This window comes from Enterobacter sp. CPE_E863 (assembly GCF_046521465.1).
Classification (GTDB): domain Bacteria; phylum Pseudomonadota; class Gammaproteobacteria; order Enterobacterales; family Enterobacteriaceae; genus Enterobacter; species Enterobacter adelaidei.
Genome location: NZ_JBKFZX010000001.1, coordinates 2,497,236 through 2,519,995, shown reverse-complemented (window position 1 = coordinate 2,519,995; position 22,760 = coordinate 2,497,236). Strand labels below are relative to the sequence as shown.

20 protein-coding genes are annotated in these 22,760 nt (G+C 54.2%); 9 read left to right on the top strand and 11 right to left on the bottom strand.

Annotation, left to right across the window (positions count from 1 at the left end):
• Positions 1–112 precede the first annotated feature (112 nt).
• Positions 113–832 (top strand): fatty acid metabolism transcriptional regulator FadR, encoded by a 720-nt coding sequence (gene fadR / locus ACLHV8_RS12370; RefSeq protein ID WP_028018687.1) that lies wholly within the window; start codon positions 113–115, stop codon positions 830–832.
• Positions 833–905: 73 nt separating this feature from the next.
• Here the strand turns inward: fadR and ACLHV8_RS12365 are convergent, their stop codons facing one another.
• A complete protein-coding gene (locus ACLHV8_RS12365) occupies positions 906–2,438 on the bottom strand; it encodes a SpoVR family protein (protein ID WP_024909810.1) in 1,533 nt (510 codons plus the stop codon).
• A 321-nt stretch (positions 2,439–2,759) separates the two neighbouring features.
• Here ACLHV8_RS12365 and ACLHV8_RS12360 point away from each other — a divergent pair, with 321 nt between their 5' ends.
• Both ACLHV8_RS12360 and dadX read left to right on the top strand, forming a co-directional pair.
• Complete coding sequence (locus ACLHV8_RS12360) at positions 2,760–4,058, top strand: D-amino acid dehydrogenase (RefSeq protein ID WP_028018688.1); 1,299 nt, start codon at positions 2,760–2,762, stop codon at positions 4,056–4,058.
• A 9-nt stretch (positions 4,059–4,067) separates the two neighbouring features.
• Positions 4,068–5,138, top strand: a complete 1,071-nt coding sequence (dadX, locus tag ACLHV8_RS12355; RefSeq protein WP_108089702.1) for a catabolic alanine racemase DadX — start codon at positions 4,068–4,070, stop codon at positions 5,136–5,138.
• Between the two features lie 46 nt (positions 5,139–5,184).
• Here dadX and ACLHV8_RS12350 read toward each other — a convergent pair whose 3' ends face one another.
• Both ACLHV8_RS12350 and ldcA read right to left on the bottom strand, forming a co-directional pair.
• Positions 5,185–6,918, bottom strand: a complete 1,734-nt coding sequence (locus ACLHV8_RS12350; protein ID WP_208594421.1) for a potassium/proton antiporter — start codon at positions 6,916–6,918, stop codon at positions 5,185–5,187.
• A 97-nt stretch (positions 6,919–7,015) separates the two neighbouring features.
• Positions 7,016–7,930 carry a muramoyltetrapeptide carboxypeptidase gene (ldcA, locus tag ACLHV8_RS12345; protein WP_208594422.1) on the bottom strand — a complete coding sequence of 305 codons (915 nt, stop codon included), beginning with the start codon at positions 7,928–7,930 and terminating at the stop codon, positions 7,016–7,018.
• 107 nt (positions 7,931–8,037) lie between these two features.
• On the opposite strand from ldcA, the gene emtA reads away from it, so the two are divergent.
• A complete protein-coding gene (gene emtA, locus ACLHV8_RS12340; RefSeq protein ID WP_028018692.1) occupies positions 8,038–8,649 on the top strand; it encodes a membrane-bound lytic murein transglycosylase EmtA in 612 nt (203 codons plus the stop codon).
• A gap of 38 nt (positions 8,650–8,687) precedes the next feature.
• Here the strand turns inward: emtA and ACLHV8_RS12335 are convergent, their stop codons facing one another.
• Positions 8,688–9,419, bottom strand: a complete 732-nt coding sequence (locus tag ACLHV8_RS12335; RefSeq protein ID WP_114976938.1) for a flagellar brake protein — start codon at positions 9,417–9,419, stop codon at positions 8,688–8,690.
• A 208-nt stretch (positions 9,420–9,627) separates the two neighbouring features.
• Here ACLHV8_RS12335 and ACLHV8_RS12330 point away from each other — a divergent pair, with 208 nt between their 5' ends.
• Together ACLHV8_RS12330 and ACLHV8_RS12325 are read left to right on the top strand one after the other, a co-directional pair.
• A complete protein-coding gene (locus tag ACLHV8_RS12330; protein WP_049008565.1) occupies positions 9,628–9,882 on the top strand; it encodes a GlsB/YeaQ/YmgE family stress response membrane protein in 255 nt (84 codons plus the stop codon).
• A 112-nt stretch (positions 9,883–9,994) separates the two neighbouring features.
• On the top strand, positions 9,995–12,097 hold the full coding sequence (locus ACLHV8_RS12325; RefSeq protein WP_208594423.1) for a TonB-dependent siderophore receptor: 2,103 nt from the start codon (positions 9,995–9,997) through the stop codon (positions 12,095–12,097).
• Positions 12,098–12,161: 64 nt separating this feature from the next.
• Here the strand turns inward: ACLHV8_RS12325 and ACLHV8_RS12320 are convergent, their stop codons facing one another.
• Positions 12,162–13,847 (bottom strand): alpha,alpha-trehalase, encoded by a 1,686-nt coding sequence (locus ACLHV8_RS12320; RefSeq protein ID WP_410376901.1) that lies wholly within the window; start codon positions 13,845–13,847, stop codon positions 12,162–12,164.
• A 102-nt stretch (positions 13,848–13,949) separates the two neighbouring features.
• Positions 13,950–14,906: an AraC family transcriptional regulator gene (locus tag ACLHV8_RS12315; protein WP_128347543.1), complete on the bottom strand. Its 957-nt coding sequence runs from the start codon at positions 14,904–14,906 to the stop codon at positions 13,950–13,952.
• A gap of 115 nt (positions 14,907–15,021) precedes the next feature.
• Here ACLHV8_RS12315 and ACLHV8_RS12310 point away from each other — a divergent pair, with 115 nt between their 5' ends.
• Positions 15,022–16,209, top strand: a complete 1,188-nt coding sequence (locus tag ACLHV8_RS12310; RefSeq protein WP_410376900.1) for an MFS transporter — start codon at positions 15,022–15,024, stop codon at positions 16,207–16,209.
• 48 nt (positions 16,210–16,257) lie between these two features.
• On the opposite strand, the gene ACLHV8_RS12305 is transcribed toward ACLHV8_RS12310, so the two are convergent.
• The 4 genes from ACLHV8_RS12305 to ACLHV8_RS12290 all read right to left on the bottom strand — a co-directional run bounded on the left by ACLHV8_RS12305 (position 16,258) and on the right by ACLHV8_RS12290 (position 20,013).
• On the bottom strand, positions 16,258–16,737 hold the full coding sequence (locus ACLHV8_RS12305; protein WP_129323400.1) for an Hcp family type VI secretion system effector: 480 nt from the start codon (positions 16,735–16,737) through the stop codon (positions 16,258–16,260).
• A 221-nt stretch (positions 16,738–16,958) separates the two neighbouring features.
• Positions 16,959–17,663: a hypothetical protein gene (locus ACLHV8_RS12300; RefSeq protein ID WP_208594425.1), complete on the bottom strand. Its 705-nt coding sequence runs from the start codon at positions 17,661–17,663 to the stop codon at positions 16,959–16,961.
• Positions 17,664–17,943: 280 nt separating this feature from the next.
• Positions 17,944–18,954 carry a type I glyceraldehyde-3-phosphate dehydrogenase gene (gene gap, locus ACLHV8_RS12295; RefSeq protein ID WP_208594426.1) on the bottom strand — a complete coding sequence of 337 codons (1,011 nt, stop codon included), beginning with the start codon at positions 18,952–18,954 and terminating at the stop codon, positions 17,944–17,946.
• A gap of 78 nt (positions 18,955–19,032) precedes the next feature.
• Positions 19,033–20,013 carry a GlxA family transcriptional regulator gene (locus tag ACLHV8_RS12290; RefSeq protein ID WP_410376899.1) on the bottom strand — a complete coding sequence of 327 codons (981 nt, stop codon included), beginning with the start codon at positions 20,011–20,013 and terminating at the stop codon, positions 19,033–19,035.
• Between the two features lie 149 nt (positions 20,014–20,162).
• Between ACLHV8_RS12290 and ACLHV8_RS12285 the strand changes: the two genes are divergently transcribed.
• A complete protein-coding gene (locus ACLHV8_RS12285) occupies positions 20,163–21,134 on the top strand; it encodes a fatty acid desaturase (protein ID WP_049008656.1) in 972 nt (323 codons plus the stop codon).
• Entirely contained in the window at positions 21,127–21,873 is a 747-nt protein-coding gene (locus tag ACLHV8_RS12280; protein WP_208594428.1) for a phosphate/phosphite/phosphonate ABC transporter substrate-binding protein, read from the top strand. The genes ACLHV8_RS12285 and ACLHV8_RS12280 overlap by 8 nt, the downstream gene beginning before the upstream one ends.
• Here the strand turns inward: ACLHV8_RS12280 and ACLHV8_RS12275 are convergent.
• On the bottom strand, positions 21,852–22,748 hold the full coding sequence (locus ACLHV8_RS12275) for a LysR family transcriptional regulator (RefSeq protein WP_208594429.1): 897 nt from the start codon (positions 22,746–22,748) through the stop codon (positions 21,852–21,854). The two genes, ACLHV8_RS12280 and ACLHV8_RS12275, sit on opposite strands and share 22 nt — an antisense overlap.
• Between the last annotated feature and the right edge of the window lie 12 nt (positions 22,749–22,760).

Below are 22,760 nucleotides of genomic sequence, written 5' to 3'. Positions count from 1 at the left end.
CACAAAAATGAAACCGCGATCCCTCTTTTCTCTCTTTGCCGCGCTATCTGCTACAGCGTGCCTCTGGTATGATGAGTCCAATTTGCTAAAGCTGTGTAATGGAAATCTCACTATGGTCATTAAGGCGCAGAGCCCGGCGGGTTTCGCGGAAGAGTACATCATTGAAAGCATCTGGAATAATCGTTTTCCTGCGGGATCCATTCTTCCGGCTGAACGCGAACTCTCTGAACTGATTGGCGTCACTCGCACCACGCTGCGTGAAGTGCTCCAGCGACTGGCACGTGATGGGTGGTTGACGATTCAGCACGGCAAACCAACGAAAGTGAACAACTTCTGGGAAACTTCCGGGCTGAATATTCTTGAAACGCTGGCGCGCCTCGACCATGAAAGCGTGCCGCAGCTGATCGATAATCTGCTTTCCGTGCGTACCAACATTGCGACGATCTTTATTCGCACCGCTTTTCGTCAGCATCCGGAAGATGCGCTTGCCGTGCTGGCCAGTGCGAACGAAGTTGAAGATCACGCAGATGCGTTTGCAACCCTCGATTACAACGTCTTCCGTGGGCTGGCGTTTGCCTCTGGCAACCCAATTTACGGCCTTATTCTGAATGGTATGAAAGGGCTGTATACCCGCATTGGTCGCCACTATTTTGCTAATCCGGAAGCCCGCAGCCTGGCACTGGGTTTCTACCATAAGCTGAGCAAGCTCTGTTCTGAAGGTCTGCACGATCAGGTCTATGAAACCGTGCGTCGCTACGGCCACGACTCCGGTGAAATCTGGCACCGTATGCAGAAAACCCTACCGGGTGATTTAGCGATTCAAAGTCGTTAAATAAAAAAACCTCTCATATGAGAGGTTTTTTTTCGTCGGATGGCGCGACGCTTCGCGGACAAACAGGGCAGAGCTACAGCGTATTCAACCGCGCCGGACAACGCTCAAGTAACTCCACGCTACCATCTTCATTCTGCTGCTCAAGCTGCACGTCAAAGCCCCACAGGCGATGCACATGCTTCAGCACTTCTTTACGCCCTTTATCCAGCGGCGCGCGGTTGTGAGGGATATACCGCAACGTCAGAGAGCGGTCACCGCGTAAATCAACGTTCCATACCTGAATATTGGGTTCAAGATTGCTCAGGTTGTACTGAGAAGAGAGGCGAGAGCGGATCTCACGGTACCCCTCTTCGTTATGGATCGCTGAAATCTCCAGATAATTATTCCGATCGTCGTCCAGAACGGTAAAGAAGCGGAAATCACGCATGATCTTCGGCGACATAAACTGGCTGATAAAGCTCTCATCCTTAAAGTCGCGCATGGCGAAATGCAGCGTTTCCAGCCAGTCAGAACCGGCGATATCCGGGAACCAGTACTTGTCTTCTTCTGTGGGTGACTGACAGATACGTTTAATGTCCTGGAACATGGCAAAGCCAAGCGCGTACGGGTTAATCCCGCTGTACCACGGGCTGTTGTACGGCGGCTGGAACACCACATTGGTATGGCTATGCAGGAATTCCATCATAAACCGCTCGGTGACTTTTCCTTCGTCATACAGATGGTTGAGAATGGTGTAGTGCCAGAATGTCGCCCAGCCCTCGTTCATCACCTGGGTCTGTTTTTGCGGGTAGAAATACTGGCTTACCTTGCGCACGATGCGCAGGATTTCACGCTGCCATGGTTCCAGCAGCGGAGCATTCTTCTCCATAAAATAGAGCAGGTTTTCTTGCGGCTCAGACGGATAGCGACGTGCTTCGGCCACCGCTTTCTCTTCCTCACGCTTCGGCAGGGTACGCCACAACATATTTACCTGGCTTTGCAGATACTCTTCGCGGCTTTTCTGCCGGGCTTTCTCCTCCTGCAGGGAGATTTTCTGCGGACGTTTGTAACGATCCACGCCGTAGTTCATCAGCGCATGGCAGGAATCGAGCAGTTTTTCCACTTCATCCACGCCATAACGCTCTTCGCAGTCGGTAATGTACTTACGGGCGAAGATAAGGTAATCGACAATAGAACTGGCATCCGTCCAGCTGCGGAACAGGTAATTGTTCTTGAAAAAGGAGTTGTGTCCGTAGCAGGCATGCGCCATCACCAGTGCCTGCATGGTAATGGTGTTCTCTTCCATCAAATAAGCAATACACGGGTTGGAGTTGATGACAATCTCATACGCCAGCCCCTGCTGCCCGTGCTTATACAACCGTTCCGTTTCAATAAATTTTTTACCAAACGACCAGTGAGGATAATTAATCGGCATCCCGACGCTGGAGTAGGCGTCCATCATCTGTTCGGACGTAATGACTTCAATCTGATGCGGATAAGTATCCAGGCGATACAGTTTTGCCACCCGGTCGATTTCGGCGAGGTAGACATCCAGCAGCTCGAAGGTCCAGTCGGGTCCATCGCTCAGACGTGTGTTGTCCTTGTTCAGGGAATCAATAGTAGCCATTAGCGCGCCCTCATTGTGGGTGCTCTCTCTGTCTGGAGAGCCTCCTTTCAAGCATAGATCAACGTGTTAAAAAGCGTGCTGGAGCAGAAATTTTTTCTTTGCGATTTCGCGTTTTTGATACGGCAAATAAACGGTGTCTCGCAGCATATTATGCTGGTTAAAAATAACGCGCAGCAGGAGATCCCAAATTAGCACTATCCCCTGATGCTGGGGGATGTGTGAGGTAAGTCACCATAAAAAAGTCATATGTTGAATAATATTTTCAACTAGGTTATCAATCTGTAATTAGAAGATTGTTCTTTTGCACATAATGGAGTGGCTATGCGTGTTGTCATACTGGGAAGTGGTGTCGTTGGCGTAACCAGCGCCTGGTATTTAAGTCAGGCGGGACATGACGTAACCGTTATCGATCGTGAATCCGGTCCAGCGCTTGAAACCAGCGCGGCAAACGCCGGGCAAATCTCTCCGGGTTATGCGGCGCCGTGGGCGGCACCCGGTGTTCCGCTGAAGGCGATTAAATGGATGTTCCAGCGCCATGCGCCGCTGGCCATCAGCCTCGACGGCACCCAGTTTCAGCTGAAGTGGATGTGGCAGATGCTGCGCAACTGCGACACCCGCCACTACATGGAAAACAAAGGGCGCATGGTGCGTCTGGCGGAGTACAGCCGTGATTGCCTGAAAGCCTTGCGCGCGTCGACCGGCATTGAGTACGAAGGCCGCCAGGGCGGGACGCTACAGCTGTTCCGTACGGAGCAACAGTACGAAAATGCGACCCGCGATATCGCCGTGCTGGAAGATGCCGGCGTACCGTACCAGCTGCTGGAAGCGAGCCAGCTTGGTCAGGTTGAACCGGCCCTTGCGGAAGTGGCGCACAAACTGACGGGCGGTCTGCGCCTGCCGAATGACGAAACCGGTGACTGCCAGCTCTTTACGCAACGTCTGGCACAAATGTGCGAGCAGGCGGGGGTGAAATTCCGCTTTAACACCTCTGTCGATAAGCTGCTGTCGGAAGGGGAAAAGATTTACGGCGTGAAGTGCGGCGACGAAGTGATCAAAGCTGATGCTTACGTCATGGCGTTTGGCTCGTACTCCACTGCCATGCTGAAAGGCATTCTCGATATTCCGGTCTATCCGCTCAAGGGCTACTCGCTGACCATTCCGGTGAAAGAGGAGAGCGGCGCGCCTGTGTCGACCATCCTGGATGAAACCTACAAGATTGCAATTACGCGCTTCGATAACCGCATCCGCGTCGGCGGCATGGCGGAGATTGTCGGCTTCAACACCGAGCTGCTGAAGCCGCGTCGTGAAACGCTGGAGATGGTGGTGGGGGATCTCTTCCCGCGCGGGGGTTTTGTTGAGCAGGCAACGTTCTGGACCGGCCTGCGTCCAATGACTCCCGACGGCACACCGATAGTTGGGCGCACGCCGTTTAAAAATCTGTGGACCAATACCGGACACGGCACGCTTGGCTGGACGATGGCCTGCGGGTCTGGTCAACTGCTGAGCGACCTGATTTCCGGGCGCACGCCGGCTATTCCGTTTGACGATTTAAGCGCAGCACGCTATCAATCAGGGTTTACGCCGTCACGTCCACAGCACCTGCACGGCGCGCATAACTAAGGAGTCGTCATGTCCCGTCCTGTTCTGGCTCAGCTGGATCTGCAGGCCCTGAAGGATAACCTGCAAATTGTTCGCCGGGCAGCACCTGGTTCACGCGTCTGGTCGGTGGTCAAAGCGAATGCCTACGGCCACGGTATTGACCGTATCTGGAGCGCCCTCAGCGCGACCGACGGTTTTGCGTTACTGAATCTGGAAGAGGCCATTCTGCTGCGTGAACGCGGCTGGAAAGGGCCCATCCTGTTGCTTGAGGGTTTCTTCCACGCCGACGACCTGCCGTTACTGGATAAGTACCGTCTGACCACCAGCGTTCACAGTAACTGGCAAATTAAAGCCCTGCAGGATGCAAAACTGCATGCGCCGCTGGATATTTACCTCAAGGTCAATAGCGGTATGAACCGCCTGGGCTTCCAGCCTGAGCGGGTGCACACCGTCTGGCAACAGCTGCGTGCGCTGAAGAATGTGGGTGAAATGACGTTGATGGCGCACTTTGCCGATGCGGAAAAACCTGATGGCATTGCCGATGCCATGGTGCGTATTGAGCAGGCGGCTGAAGGGCTGGATTGTCCGCGCTCGCTGTCAAACTCAGCCGCCACGCTATGGCATCCTGAAGCCCACTATAACTGGGTACGACCGGGGATTGTCTTGTACGGCGCATCTCCGTCAGGTCAGTGGCAGGATATCGCCAACAGCGGCCTGAAGCCGGTCATGACCCTGCGCAGTGAAATTATTGGCGTGCAGACGCTGAAGGCCGGTGACACGGTGGGCTACGGCAGCCGTTACCGGGCGAAGGGTGAGCAACGGATTGGTATTGTGGCGGGCGGCTATGCCGACGGTTACCCGCGCATCGCCCCGACCGGTACGCCAGTTCTGGTAGATGGTGTGCGCACCGGTACGGTGGGTACCATCTCTATGGATATGCTGGCCGTTGATTTGACGCCATGCCCGCAGGCGGGGATCGGTTCACCGGTTGAGCTGTGGGGTAACGAAATCAAAATTGACGATGTGGCTGCCGCGGCGGGAACGGTGGGGTACGAATTAATGTGCGCGCTGGCACCAAGAGTGCCGGTTGTGACGGTGTAACATATATTCGCCGGGTAGCGCTAGCGCTTACCCGGCAAAAAAACTACTACTCCGCTTCCTCGTCCATTGGCCTCACGCCAACTTTCCTGACCTCGTTATCTTCTTTCTCGGCCACCGTCCAGATCATCCCGGCAAACTCCACCTGGTCACCAACGACGGGGGCTGCACCCAGCAGTTGCTGAATGATTTCCCCTAACGTCTGCTGCTTGTCGCGGTACTCCAGTCCTTCATCCAGACCGTAAATCAGCGCCACATCGGCAAACTTGGCACTCGCTTCCAGAATAAAATCACCAAAGAAGCGCTGATCCAGCGCCACCGGTGGTGACTGACTGAACAGCTTGCCCAGCGCAGGCAGATCGCGCTCGCGGCCAATGACACACAGGATATCGCCTTCGCGCAGACGAGTGCTGCCGGTAGGATGCAACAGGGCATTATCACGGAACAGCGCGGCAATACGCGTTTCGGCCGGCATATGTAAATCGCGCAGCGATGCTCCCACACACCATTTGTCGGCGCTCAGTTGATAGACGAATTGTTCCCATGGGTTCTCAGGGTGAATGTCCAGCCCCACGCGGGAAACCGGCCAGCCGACAGGAGGGACCACCACTTTGGCTTTTTTCGCCGCCCACCCGAGCGAGGTTCCCTGGAACAACAGGGAAATCAGTACCACAAAGAACGCCACGTTAAAGAACAACCGCGCATTATCCAGACCGGCCATCATCGGGAAGACGGCAAGAATAATCGGCACCGCACCACGCAGCCCCACCCAACTGATAAAAACCCGTTCACGCAGATTGAAACCGCGAAACGGCAGCAGGCCCGCAAACACCGACAGCGGACGGGCGAAGAAGATCATCCATGCTGAAAGCAACAGCGCCGGAACGGCAATCGGCAACAGGTCTGACGGCGTGACCAGCAGACCCAGCACCAGGAACATGCCGATTTGCGCCAGCCATGCCAGACCGTCGAAGTTCTGCAAAATGGCGTGACGGTTGCGAATCGGACGGTTGCCCATCAGGAATCCGCAGAGATAAACCGCCAGAATGCCGCTGCCGTCCAGCGCCGTGGTAACGGCAAAAATCAGAATGCCGCCGCTCAGCGCCAGCAGAGGGTAAAGCCCCAGAGGAAGCGAGATACGGTTGATCATCTGCTGTAACAGATATCCTCCCGCCAGACCGATGAAAATACCCAGACCGAACTGCTGCAGAATATGCCAGGCAAACATCCAGCTCAGCCCGTTTTCGTGCTGCTGAATCATCTCGATTAACGTGATGGTGAGAAACACCGCCATCGGATCGTTACTGCCGGATTCAATCTCAAGCGTGGAACCGACACGTTCGTTAAGCCCCTTTCCGCCGAGCAGGGAAAACACGGCAGCGGCATCGGTTGAGCCAACGATAGCGCCAATCAGCAAACCTTCCATGATATTGAGATGGAAAAGCCACGCGGCCATCATCCCGGTCAGTCCAGAGGTAATCAACACACCGATCGTCGCGAGAGACAGTGCAGGCCCTAAGGCCACGCGGAACGAACTCGCCTGGGTGCGCATCCCGCCGTCCAGCAGGATCACCGCCAGCGCGAGGTTACTCACCATGTAAGCGAAAGGGTAGTTATCGAATGGGATACCGCCGATGCCATCAATGCCAGCCAGCATGCCGATGGCAAGGAAAATAACAAGAATAGGTATGCCGAGACGCGATGAAAATGAACTTAATAAAATACTGCTGGTTACAAGCACAGAACCCAGAATGAAAAGGCTGATTATCGCTGCGGCATCCAATGTTGTCTTTCTCCCACCTCAATGTTAACGCTGTTACTAAAACCCTAACATATTAACGGTGGCAACAGCGTTTTATTAAGGGGGTTAAACGGTTTTTTTATGCCTTTATGACAGGATGGCCGCTGATGGTTAGTCGACTGCCTGAATCATCATGAATCAGGGCGGCGTGTGCGCCCAGCGCCAGGGTCACAGTCTGCTGCTCATGGCCAAAATCCAGCCCCGTAATAACCGGAATATCCAGCCGCGAGCGAATGAAATCGACCATGGTTTCAAGAGAGTAACCTGCATCATAATCATTCGGTGCCGAGCCGCTAAAGCTGCCCAGTACAATCGCGGACTGACGTTCGAGGATCCCGGCGTGATAAAGCTGCAATAACATACGCTCAACGCGGAACGGATGTTCGTTGATATCTTCCAGCACCAGAATGCCGTCCTCAATTTGCGGCAGCCACGGCGTACCAATCAGCGAGACCAGCATCGCCAGGTTGCCGCCCCAGAGCTGGCCTTCACATTCCCAGTGCGGCCCATTGCCTTGCCACTCCACGCTGTAGGTGGGATTACGCAGCGCGCGCCAGAAATGCTCCTGGGTGAAGGGATCCAGTTCCGGCGCACCGAAGTTACCGGCCAGCATCGGGCCGCTGAAGGTGATGACGTTATGCAAGGCCAGCAGCCCAAGCTGGATCGCCGTGAAATCGCTGTGTCCGCAGATCAGCAGCGGATCCTGTTGTTGACGCTGTGCCAGCCCTTGCCAGTCGATACTCTCCAGTAAGCGGCTCGCACCGTATCCCCCGCGCACCGCGAGCACAATCTGGTTTTCGCCCTTCAGGTTCACCAGGTTATTAATATCATTCAGCCTCTGCGCTTCCGTTCCGGCAAAACGCTGAAGACGGCGGGGGATAATCGTCTGATTTTCTACCTGATGGCCGGATTCCAGCAAGCGCTGAACGCCCCGTTGTGCCGCGTCCTGGTTAATGCAGTAGCCCGAGGGCGCGATGAGATGAAACTGAGACATGGCAATTCCTTGCTGAATGAGAAACTAATTGTCTATATCATGCCGCTTATACGCCGCCCGCTTCAAGAGGCGGCGCACCGCGATGACCGGCTATAAGGATAGATGACGTGAAATTGAGATGGTTTGCTTTTTTGATTGTGTTGCTTGCTGGCTGTAGTTCTAAACATGATTATCAAAACCCGCCCTGGAACCCGGAAGTGCCTGTAAAACGGGCTATGCAGTGGATGCCGATCAGCGAACAAGCCGGAAAGGCCTGGGGCGTTAGTCCACGACTGATCACGGCGATTATTGCGGTGGAGTCCGGCGGTAATCCAACGCTCGTCAGCAAATCCAACGCGGTGGGGCTGATGCAGCTTAAAGCGTCAACGGCGGGAAAAGAGGTCTACCGTTACATGGGCTGGAGCGGGCAGCCGTCGACCAGTGAGCTGAAGAACCCGGAACGCAACATTTCGATGGGAACCGCCTACCTGAGCATTATGGAGCATGGGGTGCTGAAGGGGATTCAGGACCCGGAAGTGATGCAGTATGCGCTGGTGGTGTCTTATGTAAACGGTGCCGGCGCGTTGCTCAGAACCTTCTCCTCTGACCGGAAAGAGGCGATAGCAGAAATTAATGGCATGGACAAAGATGAGTTCTTTGAGCATGTAGCTAAGAATCACCCGGCACCACAGGCACCTCGTTATATCTGGAAAGTTCAGAAAGCGATGGATGCTATGTAATGCCGTAGACGGGCGGCGGTTACGCTGCCCGACTTTTCTCACAGAACTTTATTGGCGCGTTGCCGCGCTTCCCGCTCCAGTGAATAGATAATACGCTGAAGCTCGCGCTCTGCGCCGGGCCCCACGTTAAGGAAACGGAAGCTCAGGCGTGGCGTAGTGATAGTTTCATTTTTGCTGTCTACGACTTTGCGATCGCTGATGGCAATCAGCTGTGCATCAAAATAAAAGCGACCCCAGCCTCCCATATCCAGTTCTATCTGGGTAAAGCGCATGCCTTCAACCAGCCCCTCAGGTTTCGCGGTATCCATCAGCGCGCCCATACCGCCCAGAGACAGATCGAAGAGGCGGAAACGGATCTCTTTTTTGTCAGGCATTTTGGCCTTACAAAAATAGGCTGGCTGAAGTGGAGCGCTGATGCGGAAATACTCACGACGCTGGACAAACCAGAGATTGGTGGGAAGAGGCGTAACAAAAGCAGGAAGCCCCTGGTATTCACTCAGTTCCAGTCGTGGCAGCACAAACTCCACTTTCGCACCCTGCGTTTCGGCCATCACTGCGATATTTTCCGCTTTCAGTGCGGCACGGTTTTCATACTCCTGACTGCCAAGGTCGATAACCAGCCGCTCCTGCGAGGCATCAAGGATCTTGCTGATGAACTGATTATTCGACCAACTGATGCGCAGCGGCACTTCGCCTTTTTGCAGGTCGCGTAATACCCCTAATACAGCCAGCGGATTTTGCTTGAGGAACTGCTCACTGTAATGACTCACGCCGGATGGCTCCTTGAAAGATGACAGACTGTCTTAGCGTTATCGGCAATCAACAATGAAACTTAATACAAACCGGTGAGTTTTTTTTGCCTGTTTAAGCAAAGATAAGTCGGTGAGATGAAAATGGTTTTCCGGCGATGACCTATACTTAAGTTAGCTGTGCAGAAGGTTTTCTGCGCACGCGTTAAACCTGCAAGAGGGCATCGCTATGGGTATCATCGCCTGGATTATCTTTGGTCTAATTGCCGGCGCTATTGCCAAACTGATCATGCCGGGGCGTGATGGTGGCGGTTTTATTTTGACCTGTGTACTCGGGGTCGTTGGTGCGGTTGTGGGCGGCTGGCTGGCGACGATGTTTGGCTTTGGAGGCAACATAAGTGGTTTCGACCTGCACAGTTTTCTGGTCGCTGTCGTGGGTGCCATTGTGGTGCTGGTCATATTCAGGTTACTGCGACGAGCATAAATTGACATAAACGGCTCTCTGCGGAGGGCCGTTTTTTTACCGGAGTATTGATTTGCTAATCTAAATGATAATAATTGTCGTTCCTAATTGTATCTAACAACAAGACGACATTATGAATACCTCACGTTTTGCGCTGTGCGCCCTGGCAGGTGCCGTCACGCTGGCATTACAGGCCCAGGCGATTGCCGAAGAATCCACCATCGTTGTTACGGGCTCAGAGCAGGGCAGCGCGCTACCGGCCTGGACGAACAGCGCCACGAAATCGGCCGTTGCTGAAAGTAAAACGCCGCAGGTCATCACGACCCTCTCTGCGCCGGAAATAGAAAAGCGTCACGCGAATTCGGTGAATGAAATCCTGCGCTATGCCCCGGGCGTCTCAACGGAGGTACGGGGGAATACCTCCTATATGAGCGAATATAAAATTCGTGGCTTTACCGTTGACCAGGAGTTCTACAACGGGCTGCAACTACCCTATAACGTCACCGGAAACACCAAGGCGCGCATCGATCCGCTGTTAATAGACAGCGTTGATATCCTGAAAGGTCCCTCATCGGTCCTATACGGCGGCGGTTCGCCGGGCGGGCTGGTGAATATTCAAAGTAAAAAGCCGCAGCGAGAAGCCCGAACTGAGGTCGGTTTTAACACCGGGAACCGTAATCTGAAAGAGGGCTATCTCGACTCAACCGGACAAATTGCCGGCAGCGACTGGAGTTATCGTCTGCTGGGTAAAGCGACGGAAAATGACGATCAGCCGCACACTACCCGGTATGAAAACTACCTGATTGCCCCATCTGTCACCTGGCAACCGGACAGTAAAACCCGCCTCACCCTGGATGCCCTGGCGCAAAATACCCCGAGCCTGACGCCGTCTAACCCGTTGCCGCTCGCTTACCTGCGCTCGAAATACGCGGGCAAGCGCGATTACGCCGGAGATGAGTGGAATGGATTTAAGCAGCGTCAGTGGATGCTGGGCTACAGCTTCGAACACGAATTTGACAGCGGCTGGGGCTTTAATCAGAAAGCGCGCTATTTCGACGTTGATACCCACCAGCGCAGCGTCTACGCGACAGGGACGGGAAGTGAGGTGTACCAGCTCAACCGCTTTGCCTACACCACCGATGAAGACCTTAAGAGCTTTAACATCGATAACCAGGTGACCAAAACCGTTACGCTGGGTGACTGGAAACACCATCTGCTGGCCGGGTTTGACTATCAGAAGCTGAACTCCCATTTCCACTATCGCTACGCGTCGGCCACGCCGGGTATGGATATGCGTCATCCTGACTATTCGCAGATCCAGGAAAGCGCGCTGGGGCTCTACACCGCCCAGAAAAACCGTCTCAGCTACCAACAGAACGGTTATTACCTGCAGGATCAGGTGGAATTTGGCGGCCTCAACCTGCTGGGCAGCTTGCGCTACGACGATTACCGCTCCGTCACCACCAATTATCTGCAAAACGGCGATAAAGCCTGGGTATCGCAGGACCGCGTTACCAAACGCCTGGGGGCGCTTTACGCCTTCGACAACGGGATTTCGCCATTTATCAGCTACTCAGAAGGTTTTGCGCCAGTGTCACCGCAGGGAACGCTCGTGGCGAAAGACGTCAAACCGACCACCAGCAAGCAGGTGGAAGGCGGGGTAAAATATCTGCTGGCCGACTACGCCACCACCTTTACCGCCTCGGTGTTTAACATCCGTCAGAAAAACGTCGTCACCTCCGATCCGGGCTTCCTGAACTATCGTCAGACCGGGGAAGTGGAATCAAAAGGGGCAGAACTGTCCGCCATCAGCCGTCCGATGGATAACCTGACGCTGATTGCTAACTATGCCTACACCCACGCGATCAATACGGAAGATGACAAGTACAAAGGGAAACGTCCAACGCAGGTGCCGGAAAACGCCTTTAATCTCTGGGGGGATTACACCTTTGAGAACACGGCGTTGAAAGGGTTGATGCTGGGTGCGGGCGCACGCTACACCGGGCCGATGGAAATCTCTCCGGCTAACGATGCGGGTAAACTGGGTGGTGCAACGCAGTACGATCTGGCGGCTTCGTACCGGATGGGGGAAATTATGCCTTCGCTGGCAGGGCTGACGCTTAAGGCCAGCGCACAGAACATCACCAACAAAGAGACGCTGACCTGCTACGACGCGACCAACTGCTGGATTGGGCGTGACAGGACGTATCAGCTAGGGGCGAGTTACAGTTTCTAAGCAAAGCCCGGTGAGTACAAAACGTAGGCCGGGTAAGGCGTAGCCGCCACCCGGCAATACTCACTTACTGCGCCGTCGCTTTCACCGGTGCCACCTCATCATTTGCCGCAGGCTGATTTTCCGGCACGCTGTCACACGGTTTCGCTTTCGGACACACCCTATCCAGCATCTTCAGCGTTACGCCGTTACTCCAGCCGAAGCCGTCCTGCAGCGGATACTCGCCTCCGCCGCCACCGGTCCCGGTTGTCGACACGTCATATTTCTCGACCAGTTTCTTTTCGCGGTCGTAAGTATGCTGAACGTTCTTCAGGAAACGCCAGGTTACCTCCATCGAGACCTTCTCTTGCCCGTAATTCTGCAGACCTTCCGCGGCCACCCACTGCAGCGGGGCCCAGCCGTTTGGCGCATCCCACTGCTGACCACTGTTGATGGTGGTGGTGGAAATCCCGCCCGGTTTCAACAAGCGAGACGAGGTTGCTGCTGCCACTTTGTCGGCCCGATCCTGTGCCGCCGCCTTCACGTAAAGTGGGAACAGGGCTGCCGCCGTGAGTTGATTACGCACCTTTTTGCTCTTGAGATCGTAATCGGCGTACCAGCCCTCTTTATCATTCCACAGATGGCTCTCGATGGCTTTCTGACGCGCGGTTGCCAGCGTTTCGTATTTGCTTGCGCTGGCGGCATCGCCACTCTCCTGGCTTGCCCGCGCCAGCAGTTTTTCCATCTTGAACATCAGGGCATTCAGATCGACGGGCACAATGCTGGTGGTCCGGATCGTGCCGAGCTTTTGCGGATCGTCCATCCAGCGGGAGCTAAAATCCCAGCCCGAAGCCGCAGCGGAACGCAAATCACGGTAGATCTCCGTCGCGGGACGGTTAGGGTTACTTTTGGCGGTATTCACGTCGTCAAGCCATGACTCCGGGCGCGGGGTATCGCGGTCATCCCAGTAGCGGTTGAGAATGGCGCCATCATCCAGTTTCACCACCCGTTTACTGGCTTGCCCCGGCTGAAGGGCATCTACGCCATCCATCCAGTAAGCGTACTCTTTCTCCATCTGCGGACGATATTTCTTCAGCGCATCGCTGTCGTGGGTCGCCAGCAGCTCAACCATCATTGAGAAAAACGGTGGCTGGGAGCGGCTCAGGTAGTAGCTACGGTTGCCGTTGGGAATGTGGCCGAAGGTGTCAATCTCATACGCAAAGTTATCCACCATGTCGCTGATTTTGTCCCAGTGATCGCTTTCCGCCAGGCCCAACATGGTGAAATAGCTGTCCCAATAGTAGACCTCACGGAAACGCCCGCCGGGCACCACGTAAGGTTTGGGTAACGGCAGAAGGGAATCCCATTTGTTGCTGGCTTTATCCGTGGTGCGCGTCAGTACGGGCCAGAGATCGTCAATGTGCTCACGTAAACTTTGTCCAGCAGGCGGAACATATTTTTCCCCTTCCGCAGGGAGCGTGAAGTTCATCTCGACAAAGTGGCGTAAGTCAAAGCTGGACTGCGTGTGCTGCATCCGATAATCCGCCAGAATCATTAGCGGGTCGCTTTTGGGGACTGCATCAGCGAAGGTTTTCTGATCGGGAAACAGTTTGGCACTTTGCACATCATTGAAAAGAGGGCCCAGCAAAATATCAGGTGAGGTTGTCTGGGGCGCGGGGCTATCGTCGGCATAACCCAATGTCGTTACGCCGAGCAGCACGCCTCCTGACGCAAGGGCCAGGAAAGCAGGGCGTAGTGTACGAGGTCTTATCATTAGTTCGTCTCCTGTCTTCACTAAACAGCGTGACCGCTGTTGTCAATCACCTGAAAACCTTAGACGAATATTGCCTGCTTCGCGTTAAATATTGCTGTTCGGTCAGGCCTCTTCCGGCGTCTGGCTGGTTTCCCGCAGCGTGCCCGGCGCATGTCCAATAATGCGCTTAAATGCCCGGCTAAATGCCGCCAGAGAGCCGTATCCCAGCCGCAGCGCGACGGTTTCAATCGGCTGATTTTCGTGTCGAATGTACTGAATGGCCAGCCTCATCCTCAGCTCGCTGAGATATTTTGCCGGCGTAGTTCCCGTCGCCGCCAGAAACCGTTCTGCGAATACAGAACGGGAAGTCCCCGCTTCTTTTGCCAGGTCTGCCACGCTCCAGTTCAGGCCAGGCTGCTGGTGCATAGCGTAAATGGCGCGGCTCAGGCGTGGGTCACGCAGTACCTGCACCCAGCCGGTGGCTTTGCCACAGCCGCCTTCAACCCAGCCACGTACGATTAACGCTGCCACCACGTCGGCCAGTCGCGCCAGGATCCCCGCGTACCCGGCCTGACGCGCCACGGATTCCCGCTCCATCGCCGCCAGCAACGGATGGATCTCCGGCCAGGTGGACATCAACCGGCTGACCATCATCACTTCCGGCATCGCCTTGATCAGTGGCTGCATCCCGCCCAGCTCAAAATCCATGCACCCGCTAAAGATGATGGTGTTCTCGCTTTCCGGGCAGGGCTCGCAGGTGATGGCACACACCGAGCTGCAGATGGGCTCGCTGGGAAAGGCGTTAATGGGCGTAATGGTCGCCTGCTCGTCTGAGAGCAGGGCATGGGAATTGCCGGCAGGAATAAAAAGGGCGTCACCACTGCTCAGTTCGAACGTTGCACCGCTCTCCATTCGCAGCAGGGCGCTACCGTGGCTTACAAAATGAAACTGCGCCCTACCGGGTGCCTGATGGAACGCGACGCCAAACGGTGCACTGGCCTGGATGCGCCGGTATTTCACACCTGACAGGCGCATGCCGCGTAAAAGTTCGCTGATCAAATCGGGTGACTGTACGGTCATGGCGCAACTCCGGACGAATAATCAATAAGTGGAGATTATATGTCATAGATCGTCCAGGGTGAACCTTCTATGCTTTTGCGACAGTTGTCACATTTTCATAACGGGAGAACAACAGATGAATTCATGTGTCGCGGCGAGAGAGGCCATCGCGCCTGCAAAACCCGCCTGGCGAGCGGTCTATTCACTGGGGCTGGGAGTGTTTGGGTTGATTACGGCAGAGTTTCTGCCCGCCAGTTTGCTGACGCCGATGGCAGCGAGCCTGGGGGTAAGTGAGGGGATGGCCGGTCAGGCCGTAACCGCCACCGCACTGGTGGCGCTGGTCACGGGATTGCTGATCACGCCGGCCACCAAGAACATCGACCGCCGCTGGGTATTGATGTTTTTCTCCGTGCTGCAAATCATCTCCAGCCTGCTGGTGGCTTTTGCGCCCAGCCTGCACGTCCTGCTGATGGGGCGATTGCTGCTGGGGGTTGCCATCGGCGGATTCTGGGCGATGTCGACGGCCACGACGATGCGTCTGGTTCCTGCGGATAAAGTGCCGAAAGCGCTGGCGGTGATCTTCTCCAGTGTATCAATTGCCACCGTAGTTGCTGCCCCACTGGGAAGCTATCTGGGTAGCCTGATCGGCTGGCGTAACGTCTTTATTCTCTGCATTCTGCCAAGTATGCTGGCGCTGCTGTGGCAGCTCTGGGTGCTGCCTTCCATGAAACCGGAGAGCAGCGGTAGCCTGAGTACGCTGTTCCGGGTGCTGCGTCGTCCGGGGATGATCGGCGGCATGCTGGCGACCATCCTGATCTTCAGCGGCCACTTTGCCTTCTTTACCTACCTGCGTCCGTTCCTGGAAACAGTAGGTCAGGTAAGCGTTGAGAGTATTTCACTGATCCTGCTGGGTTTTGGACTCGCCAATTTTGTGGGCACCTCTGTCGCCGGGCACCTGCTGGCATGTAATCTGCGCCTGACGCTGGCGCTGGTACCGTTTGCGATGGGCGTACTCGCCCTCACGATGGTGGCGTTTGGTCATCTGGCGATGCTGGATGGATTCCTGGTTGCGTTGTGGGGCTTTGCGTTTGGTCTGGTTCCGGTGGGCTGGTCAACCTGGCTTGCTACCACCGTTCCGGATGAAGCCGAAAGTGCAGGGGGGCTGCTGGTGGCCTCAATTCAGCTGGCAATCAGTGCGGGTGCGGCCGGGGGCGGGGCGGTATTTGACCTCAACGGTGCCAGCGGCGTATTTGCCGGAAGTGGTTTCCTGCTGGTGACGGCGATGGTGATTGTGTTTATGGGTGTAAAAGTTAAAGCAGAGTGAGTGCTTTCCCTCTCCTTTGGGAGAGGGACTTATCGGGTGTCCATCGTTCTATGCTGTCGCTCTTTCATTCCAGGTGTCTTTAAACATGATGTTCCCTTCGCAATATTTCCATTCAATTGATTCATAGCGGAGTTCGACTTCTTCCATGTGCGCACTCGCGATACCTAATGGATGCAATACTGGCGAAATCCTCGTTATCTTGACGTTTTCCAAAGTGATATGGAAGTATTCGCGCTCAATACCGGCGTCATCGATTTTATACATTTTTATTAATGCAGATTTGAATGTTTTGCCTGTGCATACAGCACGACATAAATAGGGTGTGATGCGGTCTATTTCCTTTTCAAAGGTAATTGGAACATGAAGGCGTGTCCCTGTCAGCTTTCCCGTGTTGGAACAGGTGGGGATCCAGACCGAGTGGTTAAACGATTTTAGTTCGGTAGAGCCCAATCTTGTAGGCATTAAACATTCACCAATAACGGGCGCGTTATTTTCATCAGTAAACCATATATGTGCTGGAGTAGGCATATTTCATTCCTTTCCCTGGTAAAAAAAGACAATTGAGTAAACGACGAGCACAATGACGCCAATGATTCCCATTGCAGTCAGGTCATCTTCGATGTAATTCACGACTAGCATGGCAAGAATAAGGATAAATAATACTATCCCATAACCTAAAATATCGTTGATGATATCTTTAATAAAGCTTGTAAAAAATTGCTTGAAAAATTTGCTTATGGATTTCCACATTATTTCATCATCGCTTTCAAAGCATCAATGATTTCATGAGAGGATGCAGTATTTATATTAAGATAACCAGATTTCATTATTACAGGTTCTACCAGAAAGTACATCATTTCGAGATCTTCCATATATAGTGCATGGTAAAATTGTGGACAGAGATTTTTCAGGTTATTTGCGCTATCTGCGGCATGCTGAACTATTGCATAAGCATTTAACGCCGCCAGACCCCAGCCAGTTTTGTTCGCAATTTTTTTCATTAAAGCGTTTTGAACGGCTGTATTTACTTTGTTGCCATAACAGATATAGGATGCCAGGGCATAAACTAAACCATTTTTAGATATCACTCTAACTGAATAGTTGGATGTAAAAGGTGTGACTTTTTCGAGAATATATCTTATTTCATTTTCACTCTTGTTTTTAAACAATGTCATTATGTATATTTTAATTATACGGGAAATGAGATCTCTTTTCTTGATTAACTGTATAATACCAAGCAAAAATCTTTGATCTTCTGAAGCCAAACGTTTACAGACATCCTGGTAATTGTCTGTAAAGCAAGATGTATAATAAAGCAAGCGCGTGGTAGCATCACCAAGATTGTTTAAATATTCTATAGCACCATCCTTTACTCCCGCGACGGCGCGATCGAGTCTTACTGCGAGGTCCTTATCGGATCCAATTATTTCTATAATTTCCTTGCTGTAATACATAATATGTTCCTGTTGTGTACAGGGTTTATCATGGTCTACGTTATCGTCTAAGGACAGTGATCGTACTCTCAATTTTAAAAGTAAAATAAAGAATAACTACTAACCTATTATCTAAGTTAATCGATGCTTATTTATAATTGATGCGATGAATTGGAACTTGTTGAATCTTAATAAGATTATCTTGAATTATATATTCAGCGAGGAGAGGGTGATATTACAGAATGATGACATAATTTGCAGACCGGGTAAGCGTAAGCGCCACCCGGCATTAAGGTAAGATTTACAACCCTTTCTTATCCATCCACAAAGCCAGATCTACCAGGCGGTTTGAGAATCCCCACTCGTTGTCATACCACGCCAGGATCTTCACCATATTCCCGCCAATCACCAGCGTGGAAAGCCCGTCGATAATTGAGGAGCGTGGGTCGCCCTGGTAATCGCTGGAGACCAGCGGTTCATCGCTATATCCCAGAATGCCTTTCAGTGGCTCGCTGGCGGCAGCGTGACGAAACGCGTCATTCACCTCTTCAACAGTCACGTTACGGCTTAGCGTTACCGTTAAATCCACAATCGATACCACCGGAACCGGCACGCGCAGGGAGTATCCGGTCAGTTTACCGTCCAGGGAAGGGATGACTTTCCCCAGCGCTTTTGCCGCACCGCTGGAGTACGGGACAATTGACAGTGCTGCAGCACGTGCTCCACGCAGATCCTTTTCAGGCTGATCATGCAGCGCCTGACTGTTGGTATACGCATGTGTTGTGTTCATTAGCCCATGCTCAATCCCGAACTGTTGATGCAGCACTTGCGCAGCGGGAGCCAGGCCGTTAGTGGTACAACTCCCGTTGCTTACGACAACATGCAGGGCCGGATCGTACTGCTCGTGATTGACCCCCATGACTATCGTCAGGTCATCGTTTTTCCCGGGAGCGGAGATGATAACGCGCTTAGCACCACCGTGGGTGATATGCACTGCCGCTTTTTCCCGTTCGGTAAAGAAGCCGGTGGCCTCAATCACCACGTCAACGCCGGCATCACGCCACGGAATATTCGCCGGGTCGCGTTCGCTGTATACGGTAATTCGTTGACCATCCACCTGCAACGCGCCGTCAGCTGCTTCAACGGGAACCGGCAGGGTACCGAGAAGGGAATCGTGTTTGAGCAAATGGGCGAGGGTTTTGCTGTCCGTCAGATCGTTAATGGCCACAATCTGCAGATCCGCATTACCCAGCGCCGCGCGCAGGAAATTACGTCCGATACGGCCGAAACCGTTAATACCGACCTTAACCATGGTGCACTCCTTATCTCTGTTGTCTGGAGTCACTGTAGGCGTCAGGCCGGGTGGCGTAAACGACAAAAAAAGATCAGATTACGCCATCTTCCGGCAATGAAAGCGCTGGCGGTACTCGCCCGGAGTGAGGTGGAGTTGTTTCTCAAACACGCGTCGCAAATTAATACTGCTGCCAAACCCGGTTCGCTCAGCAATAAGCTCAAGGGGATCCCGGGTCTGCTCCAGCAGTTGTCGGGCGGCAGCCAGACGCGCTTCAGTGACGTAGCGGGCCGGAGAAACCCCTGTCTCACGGGTAAACACACGGGTGAAATTGCGCGGACTCATCGCCGCTTTTCCGGCCAGATTTTCCACGCACAGGTCTTCCGTGAGGTTTTGCAGGATCCAGGTTTGCAACGCACTGAGCGGGCCAGAATCACCGGGTTGCTGAAGGCTATAACGGCTGAACTGCAGTTGCCCACCGGGGCGGCGCAGATACATCACCATATCCTGCGCCACGTCGCGGGCGAGGGTAAAGCCATAGTCATCTTCCACCAGCGCCAGAGTCAGATCGAACCCGGAACTTACGCCGCCAGAGGTCCAGACAGGACCATCCTGAACATACAGCGGACCACTTTCGACCCTGATATCCGGATACTGGGTTTGCATTGTTTCCAGCAGCCGCCAGTGGGTGGTCGCGCGACGACCATCGAGCAATCCCGTCTGGGCAAGTAGCATCGCACCGCCACAAATTGACGCGATCCGCCGCGCATGCGGCGCAGCAAGGTGCAACCAGTCCACCACGGCGGTACTTTCCTGTTCGTTCATACCGCGACCGGTGATGATAATCGTATCCAGCGGTTCACGCGGATCCAACTCCGGCAGACGGTAGTCCGCCAGCAGATTCAGGCCAGACTGACCGTGGATCACCTGGTGGGGCTGAGTCGTGGCGATGATAATGCGATAGCGGGGATGAGAAATACCTTCCGGATGCAGTCGATTGGCCTGCATCAGAATGTCAACGATACCGGCGGCTTCAAACAGCATGCCGCCGTCGGGAACAATAATCAGGATTTTCTTCATGTCTTGAAAAGTACCTTTATTGCAGAATAAGTCAAGTGGCGGAGCCTGCCCACGTTTCTGGCAAAGCAATGCGATTTAAGTTCTTTGTTATTTCAGACGTTATCCGCGATCGTCAGGGCACTGTCTCTGGCGAAACGGCGTCTGAAGGAATGGGTAATCGAAGCTCCCTCTATTTACATCCACAACATCGTAATCACATCCACCGTCTCGCGTCGGGATTCCTGTGGCGAAGCGAACTGCCCACGTGGCTATTGATCATCACTATTTATGCAGGCTGGTTTGCCACGCTGACGTTCTGGCAAACGCTCGGCCTGCTGCCCGCCACGCTGCTGCTCATCGGGTTTACCGCCTGGTACATGTCCCTGCAGCATGAGCTGATCCACGGACACCCCACGCGTTTTGCCTGGCTTAACCAGCTGTTTGGCACGCTCCCGCTGGCGGTCTGGTACCCGTACGGCCTGTACCGGGACTCCCATCTTGCCCATCATCGGCACCATAGCCTGACCCATCCGGTGGATGACCCGGAGTCGTACTATTTTACGCCGGAGAGCTGGGCGCGCTTCTCCCCCTGGCAGAAGCGCGTGATCCAGGCGCGTAATACCTTTACCGGGCGGATAGTGCTAGCGCCGCTGCTGGATATCGTTCAAACACTGGGCAGCGCCGTGGCGGCATTTCGTCATCTTCAACTGCGGGCAATATCAATGTGGCTGCTTCACGTTTTGCTGCTGGTGGCTCTCTTCGCCTGGATGACGCAGACCGGCTTTTCACCCGTCTGGTTTGTACTGGCGGTCAGTTATCCGGCGCTGGCGCTGACCAAGGTTCGATCGTTTTTCGAACATCGCGCGGCGGATGACCCGCTCGCACGTTCCGTCATTAACGAGGCCGGGCTGTTCTGGCGGGTACTGTTTTTGAATCTCAACTACCATTCAGTACATCATGATTTACCGGGCGTGCCCTGGTATGGACTGAAGACGATCTACCAGCAAAACCAGGATGCGTATCGGCTGCGAAATCGTGGTTTTCTCGTTATGGGCTATGGCGAATGGTTCCGCCAGTTCTGGAGCAGACCCGTTAACGTTACCGTTCATCCGGGGAGCCAACAAAGGACAAATGATGAGTAACCTGCTGGCATTTCCCATGTATGCCGTGGATCAAGCCAATACCCGCGCGCTTTGGCTAACGGTAAAGAGGTTGCTGGTCGCACGTGGTGTGTCCGTTGACCGTGTCCCCGGCTGGCCGGAATCCAATCTGCTGACCCACTGGCAACAGCCTGAGCTTATCCTCAGCCAGACCTGTGGTTATCCGTTGGTGACGTTGCTACCGGACGTGCAGGTGGTCGGCTGTTTTCACTACACCGCTCCGGGCTGCGAGGGGATCCAGTACCGCAGTTTTCTGGTAGTGCGTGCGGAGGATCGGCATCTCGCGCTGGCTGATTTTCGCGGTCGTCGCGCGGTCTGTAATTCCGCGGACTCGCAGTCCGGCTACCGTGCGCTGCGAAAAAAAGTGGCTGACGACAATTTTTTCTCACAAACAACATTCAGCGGCAGCCATCGCCAGTCGCTGATTGATGTCAAACGCGGAGAAGGTGATATCGCGGCCATCGACTGTGTGACCTGGGCGCTGCTCCAGCGTCACGAGCCGGAACGGCTTGAGGGGCTCGCGGTCATTGACCGTACCCCTTTGACGCCGGGGCTGCCGCTGATCACCTCGCATAACACCTCGCCTGAAACGCTTAACGCCATTCGCGATGCGCTCCGCGCGCTGGTGGAATCACCGGAAAATCGGGACGTTTGCAACGCGGTGTTGATCGGCGGTTTTAGCGTGGTGACACGCCAGGCTTACGCTTCATTGTCTGCCTGAAAAATCTCCTGAGCGTCAGTAAAACAGCGCAGCGCCAGCGAGGAGACGGGCTTCTGTCTGCGCATAATCAGGCCGACGGGCGCCTCAATGTTTGCATCGGCGATGGGGACTATCCTGAAATTGCTGTTCAGGTCTTCCAGCCCGTTGTTCAGCGGCATCACGGCGCAGCACACGCCGCTCTGCACCGCCTGAATGATCTGGAACGTGGAGTCGCTTTCAAAAACAGATTTGGGTTCGATCCCTGCTGCGTTAAAGCTGGCCTCCATATGCGCCCGGTAGTGCATCCCTTTGGTCAGGAACCCCAGCGGAAAATCCATCAGGTCGCGCCAGGTCAGCGTGTCCTGATCCAACTGAAAGTGACGCGTATCGTGCAGCAGGCCCATCTTCGTTTTTGGCAGCTGGATAATGTCAAACAGGCTGGTGTCGATGCTGTTGAGGTAGCATATACCCAGCTCAAGCTGATTGCGGCTGACGCCATCGGCGATCTGTGCCGAGGACATGGAATAAAGGCTGTAAGTCAGCTCCGGGTATTTTTGCGTCAACAGGCGGATAAAGGTCATCGGGTCCACGCTCGCCAGCGGGACCATTCCCAGGCGTAACTCACCCACCACCTGGCCTTTGCACAGCGCGGCTTCGGCCTGTAACCCGTCGTGGGCAGCAAGCAAGGCATGCGCCCATGCCAGAATGCGTTCACCTTCCGGTGTAAAGCCTTCAAAGCGCTGCCCGCGCACAATCAGCACCAGCCCAAGCTCCTCCTCCAGGCTGCGGATGCGCATGGAGAGCGTCGGCTGGGTGATGTTGCACTGCGAGGCCGCCTTACCAAAGTGGCGGGTCTGATCGAGCGCGATCAAATATTTTAGCTGTTTTATATCCATCGTTTACTCGGC